General features: G+C 73.6%; 13 protein-coding genes, 1 tRNA gene and 1 pseudogene. 12 read left to right on the top strand and 3 right to left on the bottom strand.

Going from position 1 to position 15,908, the window contains the following annotated elements; translation table 11 throughout:
* Positions 1-27 precede the first annotated feature (27 nt).
* From ACLQ2R_RS31715 to ACLQ2R_RS31675, 9 genes and pseudogenes are all read left to right on the top strand, one after another.
* Complete coding sequence (locus ACLQ2R_RS31715) at positions 28-672, top strand: pyridoxamine 5'-phosphate oxidase family protein (protein ID WP_425964837.1); 645 nt, start codon at positions 28-30, stop codon at positions 670-672.
* A gap of 82 nt (positions 673-754) precedes the next feature.
* A complete protein-coding gene (locus tag ACLQ2R_RS31710; protein ID WP_425964835.1) occupies positions 755-2,887 on the top strand; it encodes a protein kinase domain-containing protein in 2,133 nt (710 codons plus the stop codon).
* 116 nt (positions 2,888-3,003) lie between these two features.
* The gene (locus ACLQ2R_RS31705; RefSeq protein ID WP_425964833.1) at positions 3,004-4,734 is read left to right on the top strand and encodes a serine/threonine-protein kinase; all 1,731 of its coding nucleotides are present in this window, start codon (positions 3,004-3,006) and stop codon (positions 4,732-4,734) included.
* A gap of 19 nt (positions 4,735-4,753) precedes the next feature.
* Positions 4,754-6,274: a hypothetical protein gene (locus tag ACLQ2R_RS31700; protein WP_425964832.1), complete on the top strand. Its 1,521-nt coding sequence runs from the start codon at positions 4,754-4,756 to the stop codon at positions 6,272-6,274.
* A pseudogene (locus ACLQ2R_RS31695) lies at positions 6,275-6,430 on the top strand (DUF2510 domain-containing protein); the annotation flags it as partial.
* Positions 6,431-6,994: 564 nt separating this feature from the next.
* Positions 6,995-7,801, top strand: a complete 807-nt coding sequence (locus ACLQ2R_RS31690) for a hypothetical protein (protein WP_425965024.1) — start codon at positions 6,995-6,997, stop codon at positions 7,799-7,801.
* Between the two features lie 23 nt (positions 7,802-7,824).
* Positions 7,825-8,427 carry an oligoribonuclease gene (gene orn / locus ACLQ2R_RS31685; RefSeq protein WP_425964830.1) on the top strand — a complete coding sequence of 201 codons (603 nt, stop codon included), beginning with the start codon at positions 7,825-7,827 and terminating at the stop codon, positions 8,425-8,427.
* Positions 8,428-8,503: 76 nt separating this feature from the next.
* Positions 8,504-8,579: transfer RNA gene (locus ACLQ2R_RS31680), tRNA-His, on the top strand.
* A gap of 156 nt (positions 8,580-8,735) precedes the next feature.
* Positions 8,736-9,014, top strand: coding sequence for a helix-turn-helix domain-containing protein (locus tag ACLQ2R_RS31675; protein ID WP_425964829.1), 279 nt, complete (start codon positions 8,736-8,738; stop codon positions 9,012-9,014).
* A 21-nt stretch (positions 9,015-9,035) separates the two neighbouring features.
* On the opposite strand, the gene lat is transcribed toward ACLQ2R_RS31675, so the two are convergent.
* Both lat and trhA read right to left on the bottom strand, forming a co-directional pair.
* Entirely contained in the window at positions 9,036-10,334 is a 1,299-nt protein-coding gene (gene lat / locus ACLQ2R_RS31670) for an L-lysine 6-transaminase (protein WP_425964827.1), read from the bottom strand.
* A 241-nt stretch (positions 10,335-10,575) separates the two neighbouring features.
* Positions 10,576-11,247 carry a PAQR family membrane homeostasis protein TrhA gene (gene trhA, locus ACLQ2R_RS31665; protein WP_425964825.1) on the bottom strand — a complete coding sequence of 224 codons (672 nt, stop codon included), beginning with the start codon at positions 11,245-11,247 and terminating at the stop codon, positions 10,576-10,578.
* 147 nt (positions 11,248-11,394) lie between these two features.
* Between trhA and ACLQ2R_RS31660 the strand changes: the two genes are divergently transcribed.
* The 3 genes from ACLQ2R_RS31660 (at position 11,395) to ACLQ2R_RS31650 (ending at position 15,191) form a co-directional block, all read left to right on the top strand.
* Positions 11,395-12,243, top strand: a complete 849-nt coding sequence (locus ACLQ2R_RS31660; RefSeq protein ID WP_425964824.1) for a spermidine synthase — start codon at positions 11,395-11,397, stop codon at positions 12,241-12,243.
* Positions 12,244-12,388: 145 nt separating this feature from the next.
* The gene (locus tag ACLQ2R_RS31655) at positions 12,389-13,987 is read left to right on the top strand and encodes a serine hydrolase (protein ID WP_425964823.1); all 1,599 of its coding nucleotides are present in this window, start codon (positions 12,389-12,391) and stop codon (positions 13,985-13,987) included.
* A gap of 217 nt (positions 13,988-14,204) precedes the next feature.
* Positions 14,205-15,191 carry a pirin family protein gene (locus ACLQ2R_RS31650; protein ID WP_425964822.1) on the top strand — a complete coding sequence of 329 codons (987 nt, stop codon included), beginning with the start codon at positions 14,205-14,207 and terminating at the stop codon, positions 15,189-15,191.
* A gap of 42 nt (positions 15,192-15,233) precedes the next feature.
* Here the strand turns inward: ACLQ2R_RS31650 and ACLQ2R_RS31645 are convergent, their stop codons facing one another.
* Positions 15,234-15,842: a superoxide dismutase family protein gene (locus ACLQ2R_RS31645; protein ID WP_425964821.1), complete on the bottom strand. Its 609-nt coding sequence runs from the start codon at positions 15,840-15,842 to the stop codon at positions 15,234-15,236.
* Positions 15,843-15,908 lie beyond the last annotated feature (66 nt).

Raw genomic sequence — 15,908 nt, 5'->3', positions numbered from 1 at the left:
ATATCCACTTTGCCCTAGGGTAGTCCCATGCTCTCTACGACTCCCCGCACCACCCTCGGACGCGCCAAGAACAGAGGCCGCAGCTCTCGTGAGGACCTGTACGCGGTGCTCGACGCCGGGCTCGTCTGCCACCTGGGCGTCGTGGTCGGCGGCGCCCCCATGGTCGTCCCCACCGGTTACGGCCGGGTCGACGACACCCTCTACCTGCACGGCTCGACCGGGGCCACCTCGCTGCGGGCGGGGGGCGAGGTCTGCGTCACCGTGACCCACCTGGACGGCCTCGTGCTGGCCCGCTCGTCCTTCAACCACTCGATGAACTACCGCTGCGCCATGGTCTACGGCACTCCCCGCCTCGTGAAGGACCCCGAGGAGCGGCTGACCGCGCTGCGGGCGATCACCGAGCAGCTCGCCCCCGGCCAGTGGGACGCCGCCCGCCGGCCCACCGCCAAGGAGCTCGCCGCGACCGCCGTGCTCGCCCTCCCGCTCTCCGAGGCGTCGGTCAAGATCCGCCAGGGCCCGCCGGAGGACGAGGAGGAGGACTACGCGCTGCCGATCTGGGCCGGCGTCCTGCCGCTCCACCAGGTCTGGGGGGCGCCCGAGACCGATCCGGCGATGACGGCCGACCTTCCCGTGCCCGATCACGTGGCGTCCCGAACCATACCCGTTCGGTAAGGACCCCAGGACAACCCGTCACGCCCGTCACGCGTCCTCCATGTCCGGGGGCCGCATCCGGCCCCGCGGACCTGGAGGCGTCATGACGGCCATCGGCTGGACACCGCCCGGCTACACCGAGCTGCGTGAGCTCGGTGCCGGCAGTGGCGGGCGGGTGGTCCTCGCCCGCCACGACGCGTCGGGCACGTACGTGGCCGTGAAGTACCTGTCCGGGCGCCTGCGCGAGGAGCCCGGCTTCCTGGAGGGCTTCCGCGAGGAGGCCAGGCTCCTGGTGGAGCTGGCCGACGAGAACGTCGCCCGGCTGTACGAGTACGTGGAGACCTCGCGCGGCGCCGCCATCGTCATGGAGGCCGTCGACGGCGCCTGCCTGCGCGCGGTCCTGCGCGAGCACGGCCCGACCGGCCCCGAGGCCGCGCTGGCCGTGCTCAGGGGCTCCCTCCTGGGGCTGGCCGCCGCGCACGAGGCCGGGCTGGTGCACCGCGACTACAAACCGGAGAACGTGCTCGTCCGGCCCGACGGGATCAGCAGGCTCGTCGACTTCGGCATCGCGGTGCGCGCCGGAGCGGACGCCCCGGCGGCCGGCACCCCGCCGTACATGGCCCCCGAGCAGTGGACGGGCGCGCCGGCCTCCCCCGCCTCGGACGTCTACGCCGCGACGGCGGTCTTCTTCGAGTGCCTGACCGGGCACCGCCCCTACCTGGCCGCCGAGCGGGTGGTGCTGATGCACCGGCACCTGACCGAGCCGGTCCCGGTGCACCAGGTGCCCGAGCAGGTCAGGGAGCTGGTCGCCAGGGGCATGGCCAAGGCCCCCGGGGACCGGCCGTCCGGGGCCCGCGCGTTCGTCGCGGAGCTGGAGCGCGTCGCGGTCGCGGGCTACGGCGAGGAGTGGGAGGAGCGCGGCCGCTCCCGGCTGGTCGCGCTGGTGGCGCTCTTCCCCGCGCTCTTCCCCGCCGTGTCGTCGGCCCTCTCGCCTGCCCTGTCACAGGCGCAGTCACAGGCGCAGTCACAGGCGCAGTCGTCGGCCCTGTCGTCGGCGCGGACCGGGGCGGCGGGTCCCGCGCCGTCGGCCGGGACCACGCTCTTCCGCACCGTGCTGCGCTCGTTCCGGCCCACCTCCGCCGGTCTGGCGCTGGGCGCCGCGGGGGTGGCCCTGGTGGCGGGCGGCGCCGGGGTGTACGCGCTGACCTCCGACCGGCCGTCGCGGCCCGGCGGGACGGACGTGTCCGCCGCGGCGCCCCCGGCGTCCTCCTCCCCGCTCGCGCGCGGCCACCTGCTCCCGTCGCCGTCCGGCGGGCCCGCCGCCGGGCCGGGCACGCCCGCGGCCGCGCCGTCGATCGCGCCGGTCCCGGCGGGCGAGGCGGGTCCGCTCGGCCCCACCGGGGTCACCTCGTCGGGAGGGCCGGTCCCCTCCGCCGGGCCCGCCTCGCCCGGCGCCCCCGCCCCGCCCGGCGGGCCGACCGCCCCGCCGGCCGCCCCGCCGTCCACCTCGTCGCCGTCGTCGCCGTCGTCGCCGCCCGCCCCCTCCGCGTCGTCGTCCACCCCGCCCTCGCCGTCCTCGCCGTCGTCCTCGACCCCCGCGCCGTCGTCCTCGCCGACCTCCTCGCCGACGCTCACGGCGACCCCGGCGGTCCCCGGCTCGTCCAGGGGGCGGGTGCGCCGGGTGCAGGTGCTGCGGGCCACCCTCGACCCTCGCGGCCTGGCCTCGATCGCGGTCTCCGTACGGACCGAGAACACCCGCGCGGTGCGCCTGCGCGTGGTCGTCCGCGCGGGCCGGGCCGTGCACGCGACCGTCGTGTCGCTGTCCGGGGCGACGAGCTACACCCCCACCGTGGTCCTCGCCCTTCCCCGCCCGGCGTGCGGGAGCGCCTGGAGCGCGGTGGTGACCGGCCTGCCCCCGGGCGTCACGAGCGGTGCGAGCGGCACGGTCCCGGCCTGCGCCCGGCCGACGCGCACGCCGCGACCGGCCCCGGCGACCTCTCCGGCCCCGCGCCCCGTCCCGGAGCCGGCGACCACCCGCGCGTCCCGCCCCGTCCCGGAGCCGGCGACCGCTCGCGCGTCCCGTTCCGCGCCCGGAACGGCGGTCACCGGCTCCGCCCGGCCGGCCGTCGAGTCGCGCTCCACCGCGCGGGCCCGGGTCACCGCGGACGCGCGCCCGAGCCCCGTGACCTCGGCCGTCTCCTCTCCCCGGACCGCGACGGGCGGCTCCACCGGTTGACCCCGGCCTTCCCCGAAGGGGATCGATCCGGGACCGATGAGTAAAAAATGTTTAAATATGGTTAAGCTGCGATCCGTCTGTTGTGGGTGGGGGCCCGTACAACTGAGGAGACCGTTATGCACGGCACGCCATCGGCATGGCAGGTCCCGGGCTACACCGAGATCCGTGAGCTGGGAGCCGGCGCGACCGGTCACGTGGTCATGGCGCGTCACGACGGCGACGGCGCCATGGTGGCCATCAAGTACCTGTCCGAGGAGCTCAGGGGCGACGTCGGGTTCGTGGCGCGCTTCCGGCACGAGGCCCGGGTGCTCAACACGCTGAACGGCCCGCACTCGGTCCGGCTCTACGACTACGTCGAGACCGGCGACGGCGCCGCCATCGTCATGGAGCTGGTCGACGGGGTCGCCCTGAGGGCGCTGCTGCGCTCGGAGGGGCCCACCGGCCCCGAGGCGGCGCTGGTGGTGCTCAAGGGCTCGCTCCTGGGGCTGGCCGCCGCGCACTCGGCGCGCGTGGTGCACCGCGACTTCAAGCCCGAGAACGTGATGGTGGAGGCTGACGGGACGAGCAAGCTCGTCGACTTCGGCATCGCGGTCCGTTCCGGCGACGGCGACCTCCCCGCGGGGACGCCGCCGTACATGGCGCCCGAGCAGTGGATGGGCGGGCCCGCGGGGCCGGCCACCGACGTCTACGCGGCCACCGTGGTGTTCTTCGAGTGCCTCACCGGCACCCGGCCCTACCGGGCCACGAACATCGCCGCGCTGGCCCGGCAGCACCAGGCGACGCCGCCCCCGGTCGAGGAGGTCCCCGCGGCCCTGCGGGGCCTGGTGGAGCGCGGGCTGGCCAAGCACCCCGCCGACCGGCCGCCGACCGCCGCGGCCTTCCTGACCGAGCTGGAGGCCGTGGCCGCGGAGTCCTACGGCCCGGACTGGGAACGGCGCGGCCTGCGCCGCCTGGCCGGGATCGCCGGGCTGCTGGCGGCCCTGTTCCCGATGGAGGCCCCGCCGCCGCCCGGTGCCGACACCTCGCTGGCCATGACCGAGCTGGACGGCGACGACGCCGGCGACAGCGCCGACCACCACGAGAAGTCCTCCTCGATCGGCAAGCTGGGCGTGAAGATCCTGGTCGGGATCGGCTGCGTCGCGGTGATCGGCGGGCTGACCACGGTGCTGGTCGGCGCGGGAGGCACCACCGAGGTCGGATCGCAGGGCCCCGTCACCACGCGGCCGTCCCCGGTCTCCGAGACGGTCGTCCCCGCGGAGGAGACCGAGGAGCCCGCCGAGGAGTCACCGGCCGAGGACACGACCGCCCCGACGCCGTCCCCGGCCACCACCTCCCCCTCGGGCCCGCCGCCGGCGCCGCCCACCGGGCCGGCCGCCACCCCGGACGCGTCCGCGACGCCCACGGCCCGGCCCACCACCCGCCCGACCCGGCGGGCGACCGGCCGGCCGAGCGCCCCGCCGCCCGCGGCCCCGGAGGAGGACCCCACCCCGGAGGAGGACTCCACCCTGGGCGACCCCGGCCCGGCAGGCCCGTCCACCAGGCCCCCGTCCACCAGGCCCTCGTCGGCCACACCGACGCCTCCCAGGACGACGCCCCCCCCGGCCGAGCCCACGCCGAGGGAGACGCCGTCGTCCTCGGCCTCCGCGTCGACGTCATCCTCGTCGTCGACCGATACCACCCCCCGGTCCCCGACCTCCCCCGGGGAGGTCGGGCTCACCGCCTCCCCCTCGGCGCTCGTGACCGCCCCCGCGGCGTTCCTCGCGCTGGGCCTGGTGACGAGCGGTGCCGTACCGTTCACACTGGTCGTCAAGCGCGGCATGGCGGGGCGGCACCGGAGACGCCGATAGGCGGGAGAACAGCGGGATCATGGACACTGACCGGTGGGGCCTGGGCGGCTTCCGGCTGACCGGTCGGAGCTGGGCCGACGACCTGGGAGTGTGGTCGTCGGTCGTGTCGGCCGACGGGCGGCCGGGGAGCGCGCTCAGGTTCGACCCCCGGTTGGTCGACGATCCCGCGGCGCGCGAGCGGCTGGTCGCGGCCGTGGTGGCCGATCGCGGGCTCGCGCGGGGCGGCCCGAACGGCCTGGTGCCGGTGGCCGACCTCGTGATGGCCCGGGGCGAGGTGTGGCTGATCACCTCCCGGCCGGTCGTGCCGAGGCTGAGCGACCTGCTGGCGGGCGCGCGGGAGGCACCCGTCCCCGACGCGGGCGGCGCGGCCACCGTGCTGGTGGAGACCGCCCAGACGCTGCTGGCCGTGCACGCCGCCGGTCTCGCCCACGGCGAGTTCCACCCGGGGACCGTGGTGATCGCCCCGGACGGGTCGGCGCTGCTCGCGAAGCGCGGGCTGGCCGACGCGCTGTCCGGCCGGGACCCCGTACCGGAGCGGGACGTGGCGGCCTGGGCGTCGCTCGCCCGGGGACTTGCGGCGGGCTGGGCCGCGGACGACATCGAGGGGGCCCGGCTGCTGGAGAGGGTGGCGGCCAGGGCCTCGGCCCAGGGGCTCGCCTCGGCCCGCGACGCCCTGGTCGCCGGACGCGAGGTGCTGCCCCCCGGGTTCGCCGGCCGCGACGGGCTCGTACGGGCCCTTCGGCGGTGGTCGGCGCGGGAGGCCGCCGGCGCACCCTCCCAGCCGGGTTCTCCGGCGCCCGCCTCCACGGCCCCGGGACATCCCGCCTCCGGACATCCGGCACCCGGACATCCGGTGCCCGGGCACCCGGCACCCGGACATCCGGCTCCCGGCACGGACGAGGGGGAGATCGTCACCCTGCTGCGCGTCCCGGGCGGGAGCGACCGGCACGCCACCTCACCCCCGGGACGGCCGCCCGCGGACCGGACCGAGGAGGTGGTCGTGCGGTTCGGCCCCGGCGTGCCCTCGGAGACGACGGCCGCCCAGCTCTGGCGGGCCGGGCGGGACCGCCAGCAGACCGAGCCCCCCTCCGACCGGCTCAGGGCCGCCGCGGTCTCCGGCGGACGGCGGCGTCGCGGCCGTACGATCCTCGCCTCGGCGATCCTCGCGCTGATGGTCGTGGCGGCGCTGGCGCTGTGGCTGTTCCGCGGCCCGGCGGCACCGCTGGAGGTGACCGGGGTGAGCGTCAGCGCGCCCGGGAAGACGCAGGGCTGTGACAGCAGGATCAGGATCACCGGCGTCCTGACCACCAACGGCTCGGCGGGAGAGGTCCGCTACCAGTGGAAACGGAGCGACCGCAGGAAGCCGACCGTGCAGGTCGACCGGCTCGCGGCCGGGACGACCTCGCACGAGGTGGTCCTGGACTGGACGGTCAAGGGCGAGGGCGCCTTCCGCGGGACCGCCACCCTGCTGGTGCTCTCCCCCTCCCCCGCGAAGGGAAGGCTGCGGGACGCGGCCACCTTCACCTATAAATGTTCGTGAATGACCGCAAGGTCCACAATGCGCCACAAAGCCGTTCTTACTACTCTGGCGGCCATGACCACGCAGATCCCCTCCGGCTGGTATCCCGACCCCTACGGCTCGCCGCTGCTTCGGTGGTGGGACGGTGGGCAGTGGACCGACGCCACCCATCAGGCGGACGCCTCCGCCGGGCAGGACGGCCCCCAGGGGCCGCGGACGGGCCCGTCGCCCCAGCAGCAGCACCAGGCCGGTCCCGGGACCGGGCCGTTCTCAGGACCGTTCTCCGGGCCGGGAGCACCCGCCGGAGCGGGACCCGCGACCCCGGGATCCGCGACCCCGGGCCCCGGCGGACCCACCGGGCCGGGCCCCGTCTGGACGGGACCGGGCGGGCCGGGCGACGGCGACCCGGGACACAACGGACCGGGGCAGAGCGGAGCAGGCCAGGGCGGATCAGGGCAGGGCGGGCCGGGGCACAACGCTCCGGGTCACGGTGGCCCGGTTTCCGGCACGCCCGGTTCCTTCGGACAGGGCCCTGCCGGACAGGGCCCTGCAGGACAACGCTCCACCGGGCCGGGTCCCGTCTGGGCGGGACCCGGCGGGCCGGGGGCGTCCTCCGGGACGGGCCCCGGAGGATCTCCCCAGCCCGGTGGCGCAGGACCGTGGAATCAGCAGGCCGCCCACCAGGGCCACGCCGGCGGCCCGGGACCGCAGTGGGGCGGCCCGGCGGGCGGCACCGCGCAGATGCCGCTGCCGCCCTTCGGGGCCTACCCGGCGGGACCTCCCCCGCGTAAGAGGGGACCGCTCCCGTGGATCCTGGGCGGCGTCGGCGTGCTGGTCGTGCTCGCCCTGATCACGGGCGCCGTGATGTACGCGCTCGACGCGAATCGATCGAAGACCGCGAGCGAGCCCACCGTCGTCTACACCCCGCCCCCCGCGCCGACCCAGGAGTCCGACCCCGGGCCCAGCCTGGAGCCGTCCCCCGCCCCGTCGACCTCGGGCCGGGCGCTGCCCGAGGCGGTGGACGGGCGCGTCACCGACCCGGTGACCGGACTGTCGTACGAGGTGCCGGACGGTCCCTGGCGGGTTCCCCCCAGCGTCGGCGGCGGGCTCGGGTTCACCTGGACCAGCGGGATCGTGGCCGTCGCCCAGGAGAACTACGACGGTCAGGGCGGCGACTGGCTCGGCAACGTCCTGACCGCCGAGCTCCCCGAGCAGTACGGCTACCGGGGCACCGGCGGCCTGCGCTCGACCGCCGCGACGCTGCTGCAGATCATGGAACCGGCCTTCTACACCCCCGAGCACACCCGGAAGATCATCGAGGACAAGGCGATCAAGGTCGACGGCAAGGACGCCTGGCTCCTGGTCTTCGATCTCGACTTCTCCAGGCAGTCCGAGGCCAGCGACTGGAAGTGGAAGCGCGAGCGGGGGGCGTTCGTCATCGTCGACCGGGGTGAGAACCAGCGTCCGGCGCTCGCCTACATCTCCGTACCGGACAATCTCGACACCTCGGTCGTCGACCAGGTGATCAAGTCGTTCAAGATGTCGTGAGAGTGGGGACTACCCTGAGGGCTATGAGTGACCTGCTGGTCTGGATCGACTGTGAGATGACCGGGCTCGACCTCGGCCGAGACGCGCTCGTCGAGGTGGCCTGCGTGGTCACCGACGGCGAGCTCAACCAGCTCGACGAGGGGGTGGACGTGGTCATCAAGCCCCCGCCCGAGTCCATCGAGCAGATGTCGGACGTGGTGCGGGAGATGCACACCGCCTCCGGCCTGCTGGAGGCGCTGGGGAGCGGGGTCACGCTGGCCGAGGCCGAGTCCCTGGTGCTGGAGTACATCAGGGGCCACATCAAGGAGGCGAAGAAGGCCCCGCTCTGCGGGAACTCCATCTCGACGGACCGTTCCTTCCTCTCCCGCGACATGCCGGCGGTGGACGCGTTCCTGCACTACCGGATGATCGACGTCTCCTCGGTGAAGGAGCTGGCCCGGCGCTGGTACCCCCGGGTCTACTTCGCCTCGCCCGAGAAGCAGGGCGGCCACCGGGCGCTGGCGGACATCGTCGAGAGCATCAGGGAGATGCGCTACTACCGCGCGGCGGTCTTCGTGCCCCAGCCGGGTCCGGACTCGGCCACCGCCCGGCGGCTGGCCGAGGACGTGTCCGGCGGCGGTTCCTGAACGGTTCGTGAGAAACCAGGTACGAAACGACTCTCAAAGACCGCTACACTTTTCATGTGCTGCCACGGCGGCGATGGTGGGTGTAGCTCAGTTGGCAGAGCGCTAGGTTGTGGTCCTAGATGCCGGGGGTTCAAGTCCCCTCACTCACCCCATGAGAACGGCCGGTCCCCAGGGACCGGCCGTTCTGTATTTCCCAGTCCTCACATATCCCCTAAAAGTGGATGTTACGGGTTATGCTCGCTCCTATTGCCTCGCCGTAAGACCGGGGGTTTCGGCGACCTGACCGCGTTCGCAGCCACGGAGGCCGGATGAGAGTCGACGATGCTCCGTTCGACGCAGGACCCAGCGTCACCGTCGACGCGGGCCCCGGCGGCGCGGCGTGTTTGAGCAGGCGTGAGGCCGAGGTCATGGAACTGATCGCGACGGGACGCTCCAACGGGCAGATCGCCCAGCACCTTTTCCTCAGCGAGAAGACCGTGAAGAACCATGTGAACCGCATATACGCCAAACTCGGCGCCGATTCGCGGGGCACCGCGATCGACCTGTGGCGGAAGAGGAACGCGGGCGAGGAGCCGCTGCCCTACTGACGGGGACCGGCTCGCGGGAGCCTAGGCCGGGACCCTGCGGTGGGAGACCTCCAGGGCGTGGGCGATGGCGGACGTGCCCTCGCGCAGCTCCCCGGAGGTGATCGAGAGCGCGGGCCGCAGCCGCACCGACCGTTCGCCGCAGGGCAGGACCAGCACCCCCTCCTCGTTCCTGAGCCGGGCCACCAGCAGGTCGCGCCCGTCGGCGTCCGGCAGGTCGAAGGCGCACATCAGACCGCGCCCGCGGGCGTTCTCCACCACGCCGGGGAAGCGCGCCTGGATCTCCCGCAGCATGCCGAGCAGCTCGGCGCCGAGCCTGCCCGCGCGCGGGATCAGGCCGTCGCGCTCGATGATCTCCAGCAGCCTGCGGGAGCGGACCATGTCCACCAGCCCGCCGCCCCAGGTGGAGTTGATCCGGCCGCTGGTCTCGAACACGTTCCCGGGCACCTCGTCGACCCTGCGGCCCGCCATGATCCCGCCCAGCTGGACCTTCTTGCCGAAGGCCACCACGTCGGGCCGCAGCCCCAGTTGCTGGTACGCCCACGGGGTGCCGGTGGTCCCGCCGCCGGTCTGCACCTCGTCCAGGACGAACAGGGCGTCGTGCTCGTGACACAGCCGCTCCATCGCCCGCAGGAACTCCGCCCGCATGTGGTTGTCGCCCCCCTCGCCCTGGACGGGTTCGGCGATGAAGCAGGCGATGTCGTGGGGGTGGCGCTCGAAGGCCGCCCGCGCCGCGGCCAGCGACCTCTCCTCGGCGGCCTCGACGTCACCGAGGTGGACGGCGGGCACCTCGATCCTGGGCCAGTCGAACGCCGGGAACCGGTCGGTCTTGACCGGGTCGGTGTTGGTCAGCGAGAGCGTGTAGCCGCTGCGCCCGTGGAAGGCCCGGGTGAGATGGAGCACCCTGGTGCCGAGTTCGCGCGGATGTCCCCGCGACTCGTTCAGGCGGCTCTTCCAGTCGAAGGCGCACTTCAGCGCGTTCTCCACGGCGAGGGCGCCGCCCTCCACGAAGAACAGGTGCGGCAGCTCGGGGTCGCCGAGGACGCGGGCGAAGGTCTCGGCGAAGTCGGCGAGGTGGACGGTGTAGAGGTCGGAGTTGGCGGGCTTGTTGGCCGCGACCCTGCCGAGCAGCGCCAGGAACTCCGGATCGTCGTCGAACGGGTTCACCCCGAGCGGGGCGGAGGCGAAGAAGCTGTAGAAGTCCAGGTAGGCCCGGCCGGTACGGGCGTCGACGAGCCGCGAACCGCGGCTCCGGTCGAGATCCAGCACCAGGCGGTAGCCGTCGACGAGCAGATGACGGGCCAGGCGGTCGTGCACGTCCATGTCCCCTCCAGGGTCCCAGAAAGACGATCCCCCGCTTCTTTGACATGTACCCGGAGACATTACGGTTCCGAACCGCCTGAGACGAAGATTATCCGGCTACCACCCGAAACCCGCTCGGCTCCCGCCGGAACCCGCCCACTCCCGCTTGGCGTCCTCGTGACACCCGCCCGGCGCCGGCCGGCCCCCCGAGGCCCACGACACCCGGCCCTCGCGGGCTCGTACGCCCGATGGCCCTCGCGGCTCACACCGCCGCGTAGACGACCAGCGAGACGCCCGCGTACTGCACCAGGTAGGCCGCGACGGTGAAGGCGTGGAAGACCTCGTGGAAGCCGAACCAGCGGGGGGAGGGATCCGGGCGGCGCATGCCGTACACGATGCCGCCCGCCGTGTAGAACACCCCGCCGACGAAGATCAGGACCACCGCGACGATCCCGGCGCCCGCCACCAGCTGGGGGAGCACGAAGACGGCCGTCCAGCCGAGGCCGATGTAGAGCGCGGTCGAGAGCCAGCGGGGGGCGCCGGTCCACAGCACGCGGAAGAGCACCCCGGCGACGGCCCCGGCCCAGACCACGGCGAGCACCACCGTCGAGACGGGCCCGTCCAGGGCGAGCAGCGCGAACGGCGTGTAGGTGCCCGCGATGATCAGGTAGATGTTGGCGTGGTCGAGGCGGCGGAGCACCTCCTCCAGGCGCGGCGAGAGCGTCCCCCGGTGGTAGGTGGCCGAGATCCCGAAGAGCAGGCCGGAGGTGATCGCGTAGATCGCGGCGGCCAGCCTGGCCTCCAGGGTGGGCCCCAGCGCGACGAGGACGAAGCCCGCGACGAGCGCCAGGGGCAGCGCCCCGGCGTGCAGCCAGCCGCGGAGAAGGGGCTTGACGGACTCGGCGGGAGCGAGCCCTTCCGTGATGGTGGCCATGAACCTACGGTAGCGTAAGTTACGTGATCGTAGGTTGTGATCTGCCCGACACCGTCTCCGTCCACCCGCACACGGGCATACGGTTTCCTCGGTGACCCCCCGGACATCTCACGATCACCGGGGCACACAGGACGAGAGGAACGAACGATGGCCGGACGGGAAGCGCGGCAGCCGATGCCGGGACGGTACCCGGTGACGTTCGGCGAGGTCGACCTGTTGCAGGATCTCGACCGGCCCGCGGGCTGGGTGATCTCCAAGGACGGCGTGCCCCAGTCCTACGTCGATCTCGACGACGCCACCTACCTCGACTTCGAGTACGTCCGGCTGATGGCCGACGTGATCGACCTGCTGGACGAGGGCCCGCTGGACGTCGTGCACGTGGGCGGCTGCGCCTGCACCCTGCCCCGCTACGTCGCGGCCACCCGGCCCGGGTCCCGGCAGGTGGTCGCGGAGCCGGACGCCGGGCTCGTCCAGCTCGTCCGCGACCAGCTCAGGCTCAAGTCGGTGCCCCGGCTCAAGGTCAGGATCCTCGACGGCCGCACCGCCACCGCCGGCCTGGAGGACGACTTCGCCGACCTGCTCGTGCTGGACGCCTTCAGCGGTGCCACGATGCCGATCGAGCTGGCCACCTCCGAGTACATGGCAGACGTCTCCCGCGTCCTGCGCCCGGCCGGCACCGTGCTGATCAACGTCGCCGACGGCAAGGGGCTGGCCTTCACCCGCCGGGTGCTGGCCACCGTACGCGGCACGTTCCCGCAGGTGGTGCTGCTCGCCGAACCCGGCGTGCTGCGCGGACGCCGTTTCGGCAACCTCATCGTCGCCGCCTCCCGCGTCCCGCTGCCCGTCTCCGATCTGACCCGCAGGGCCGCGGGAGGGCTCACGCAGGCCCGCTGCGTGCACGGCGAGGACGTCGTCCGGTTCATCGCCGGAGCCCGGCCGCTGAACGACGGCGACGCCGTGCTCATCCCTGTCCCCCCGCCCGCGGTCTTCGGCTGACGGGACGGGTGTTCTCCGGCCGGGATCGCCTTCGCCGGAGGGGATCCCTGCCCCGCCCCGGGGCCGCGCGGAGACGCGCCTGGTTTCGGAGCGAGGTCGGCGGGGAGGTGATCGCGACGCAGGAGGACATCCGAAGGAGCACTTTATGCGGTTACCGTCCCGACCGAAGCGCCTGCCGGCCCTCGCCGTCGCCGCCGTCATCCCGGTGACGGTCCTGCCCGCGAGCCCGCCCGCGAGCGCCGCCTCCGTGACGGCCCCGCCCACCGGGACCGCACCCGCCCCGGCCGCGGCCGGCGTGGTCGTGCCCGGCACCGCCCTGCCCGGCACGGTTCTGCCCGGCACGGTCCTGCCCGGCACGGTCCTGCCCGGCACGGTCCTGCCCGGCACGGTTCTGCCCGGCACGGTCCTGTCCGGTGCGGTCGTACCCGGTGCGGTCCTGTCCGGTGCGGTCGTACCCGGTGCGGTCCTGTCCGGTGCGGTCGTGCCGTCGGCGACGGCCGGTGCCGAACCGGAGATCCCCGCCAGTCCGGCCGGCCGGCAGCTGCGCTGGCTGCTCGGCGCGACGAACCGGGCACCCCTGACCGAGAACGAGCTGCGGGAGCACTTCAGCGCCGGTTACCTGTCGTCGCTGACCGTCGACGGCGTCAACGCCCTCCTCAGGGCGGCGAAGGGACTGCGCCTGGAGAAGCTGACCCGGATCACGCCGTCGGCGCTGGCCGGGACCGGGAAGATCGGCAAGCGGGAGTTCGTCGTCCAGATCGGCGTGGACGGTGACGGGAACATCAACCTGACCGGGGTGACCCCTCCGGAGGCCCCCGCGCCCGCCCCGCCCCGTACGTGGAAGCGGCTCGACGCCCGGCTCGGCGAGGTCGCCCCGCGGACCGGGTTCCTGGCGGCCGGGATCGACTCCCGGGGCAGGTGCGACGTCGCGCACGCCGTGGCGCCGGACACGGTCCGGCCACTGGGATCGATCTTCAAGCTGTACGTGCTGGGCGCCGTGGCCGAGAGGATCCGTGACGGCCGGCTGAGCTGGAACACCAGGATCACGATCGCACCCGAGCTCAAGAGCCTGGGCGAGGACGGGCTCACCACCCGCCCGGACGGCACCACCACCACGGTCGGCGAGGCCGCCGAGCTGATGATCTCGATCAGCGACAACACCGCCACCGACCTGCTCGTCCACACCGTGGGCCGCGAGGCCGTGGAGGCCACCGTACGGCGCTGGTCGGGTCACGCCGGGCGGAACACCCCCTTCCTCACCACGCGCGAGGCGTTCCTGCTCAAGGGCGCCCGGCACCCCGAACAGGCCCGCGACTACCTGAAGCTGGACACCGCGGGCCGGCGCGCCTATCTGAGGGACACGGTCGCCGGGCAGTCGCTCTCGGACATCACGCTCTGGGACGGGCCGAGGGAGATCGACAGGCTGGAGTGGTTCGGCTCGCCCCGCGACGTCTGCCGCGCCTACGCCGGCCTGCTCCGGTTCGAGGACGGGCGGGTCGGGAAGATCATGTCGGCCGGCGACGCCGGGCTGAAGCTCTCCCGCCAGAAGTGGCCCGCGGTCTGGGCCAAGGGCGGTTCCGAGACGGGCGTGCTGAACCTGTCGTACGCGGCCCGCTCGGCGCGGGGGAAGACCTACGTCGTCACCGTGTTCGCCTCGAACCCCGATGCCGCGCTGGACGAGCGGGCGATCGCCCCCGAGCTGATCTCGCTGAGCCGGGGCGGCTTCGCCCTGGCCGACGAGTAGCGCTCCGCCGACGGGCACCCCGGGGCCCCGCACCGGCCGACCGGCACACCCCGCCCCTGCCCCCTGCCTCCCCGCCCCCCTGTACCTCCGCACCCCCGCTCATCGCGATCGTCGACAGAAGCCGTGGCGCTCACCGTCGCCACGGCTTCTCTCGCGATGGAATAGTTGAATCATCAACCGAGTTGTCACCGGCGAACATCGGAGGAAGGAATCCAAGATGCCTGCCGTGACCGTAGAGAACCCGCTGACCCTGCCCCGCCTGCCGCAGCCGCTCACCACGGGCCGCGAGCGCCAGGTGCTGGCCGTGACCACCGCCCCGAGCGGATTCGAGGGAGAGGGCTTCCCGGTCCGCAAGGCACTGGCGACGATCAAGCCCCAGTATCTCGACCCGTTCATCATGATGGACCAGATGGGTGAGGTCGACTACGCGCCGGGTGAGCCCAAGGGCACCCCCTGGCACCCGCACCGGGGCTTCGAGACCGTCACCTACATGATCGACGGCGTGATGGACCACGCCGACTCGCACGGAGGCGGAGGCACGATCTCCGACGGCGACACCCAGTGGATGACGGCCGGTGGCGGCATTTTGCACCGGGAGGCTCCCCCGGAGTGGCTGGTCGACAAGGGCGGCCTGTTCCACGGGATCCAGCTCTGGGTCAACCTGCCGGGCCGCGAGAAGATGGTCGCGCCCGCCTACCAGGACATCGGCCGGAGCAACGTGGTCCTGCTCAGCAGTCACGACGGCGGGGCGCTGGTCCGTCTGATCGCCGGCGAGGTCGCCGGATTCACCGGCCCCGGCTCCACCAGGACGCCGATCACCCTGCTGCACGCCTCGCTCAGCCCCGGTTCCCGGCTGACGCTCCCCTGGAGCAAGGACTTCAACGCACTCGCGTACGTCCTGTCCGGCCGCGGCACCGTAGGCGCCGACCGGCAGCCGATCGAGTCGGGACAGCTCGCCGTCTTCGAGGGCTTCGGCACCCTTCCGGGACTGGGCACCGACGGGGAGAGCGTCACGATCGCCGCGGCGGGCACGCAGGAGAGCCGCAGCCCCAACCTGGAGGTCATCATGCTCGGCGGCCGGCCGATCGGCGAGCCGGTCGCGCACTACGGGCCGTTCGTGATGAACACCCAGGAGGAGCTCGTCAAGGCGTTCGAGGACTACCAGGCGGGCCGCCTCGGCACCATCCCCGCCGGGCACGCCTGAACCCCGGGCACCGGAGACCCGGCACCGCTCCGGTGCCGGGTCTCAGCGTTGAACGAGACTGACGCAGGCGACCCGGGGGCCCGCGCTTCCGGCCTCGGTGCCCGCCGTGCGGGTCGGCTCGGAGTGGATCACCAGTGATCCGGGCGGCTTTCCTGGGCTGAACGCCCAGTCCTGGGTGCTGGTGGCGGTGGCTTCACCGCGGGCGTCGGTGGTGAAGTCGAGCCAGACCTCGTTCTCGGCGCTCGCGTGGGCGGCGGTGTGGGTGTGGGCGCTGCGGTAGTGCGGCCCGGCGTCGTCCGGCTTGAGGCCGCACGGATTGACGTGCAGGTGCACCCCGTACGTACGCGCCGGAAGCATGCCCTTGACGGTGACCGTCGAGGTGGAGAGCACCGACCCGGACTCCGCCGTGACCATGGCCTCGGCGCCCGGCGGCACCAGTGCGGTGTCGTAGACGATCGCGGAGGCCCGTGGCGCGGGGGCGACGAGCGTGCCGCCCCCGGCGAGGCGGAGCCCGGCACCGGTCACACCGCCGGCCCCTCCGCTGGGACCGGCGCTCGGACTGTGTCCGGCCGAGTGCTGCGCGACGACCTGATCACCGCAGCCCGCGCAGAGCAGGACGGCGGCGACGACGAGAACTCCCAGGGTGCGCATGCACGATCTCCCTGACCGGGTCGATGAAGAACAGCGCCCACCATAACCGTGATCGTTCGATCACGC

The sequence above is a fragment of the Streptosporangium sp. DT93 genome (assembly GCF_049844535.1).
In the GTDB taxonomy this organism is placed as follows: Bacteria; Actinomycetota; Actinomycetes; order Streptosporangiales; family Streptosporangiaceae; genus Streptosporangium.
This window is presented reverse-complemented; position numbering and strand designations above follow the sequence as displayed.

Excerpts from the sequence above, each read along its gene's own strand:
- ACLQ2R_RS31715 (WP_425964837.1), top strand. The coding sequence starts at position 28 with ATGCTCTCTACGACTCCCCGCACCACCCTCGGACGCGCCAAGAACAGA.
- ACLQ2R_RS31710 (WP_425964835.1), top strand. The coding sequence starts at position 755 with ATGACGGCCATCGGCTGGACACCGCCCGGCTACACCGAGCTGCGTGAG.
- ACLQ2R_RS31705 (WP_425964833.1), top strand. The coding sequence starts at position 3,004 with ATGCACGGCACGCCATCGGCATGGCAGGTCCCGGGCTACACCGAGATC.
- ACLQ2R_RS31700 (WP_425964832.1), top strand. The coding sequence starts at position 4,754 with ATGGACACTGACCGGTGGGGCCTGGGCGGCTTCCGGCTGACCGGTCGG.
- ACLQ2R_RS31690 (WP_425965024.1), top strand. The coding sequence starts at position 6,995 with ATGCCGCTGCCGCCCTTCGGGGCCTACCCGGCGGGACCTCCCCCGCGT.
- orn (WP_425964830.1), top strand. The coding sequence starts at position 7,825 with ATGAGTGACCTGCTGGTCTGGATCGACTGTGAGATGACCGGGCTCGAC.
- ACLQ2R_RS31675 (WP_425964829.1), top strand. The coding sequence starts at position 8,736 with ATGAGAGTCGACGATGCTCCGTTCGACGCAGGACCCAGCGTCACCGTC.
- lat (WP_425964827.1), bottom strand. The coding sequence starts at position 10,334 with ATGGACGTGCACGACCGCCTGGCCCGTCATCTGCTCGTCGACGGCTAC.
- trhA (WP_425964825.1), bottom strand. The coding sequence starts at position 11,247 with ATGGCCACCATCACGGAAGGGCTCGCTCCCGCCGAGTCCGTCAAGCCC.
- ACLQ2R_RS31660 (WP_425964824.1), top strand. The coding sequence starts at position 11,395 with ATGGCCGGACGGGAAGCGCGGCAGCCGATGCCGGGACGGTACCCGGTG.
- ACLQ2R_RS31655 (WP_425964823.1), top strand. The coding sequence starts at position 12,389 with ATGCGGTTACCGTCCCGACCGAAGCGCCTGCCGGCCCTCGCCGTCGCC.
- ACLQ2R_RS31650 (WP_425964822.1), top strand. The coding sequence starts at position 14,205 with ATGCCTGCCGTGACCGTAGAGAACCCGCTGACCCTGCCCCGCCTGCCG.
- ACLQ2R_RS31645 (WP_425964821.1), bottom strand. The coding sequence starts at position 15,842 with ATGCGCACCCTGGGAGTTCTCGTCGTCGCCGCCGTCCTGCTCTGCGCG.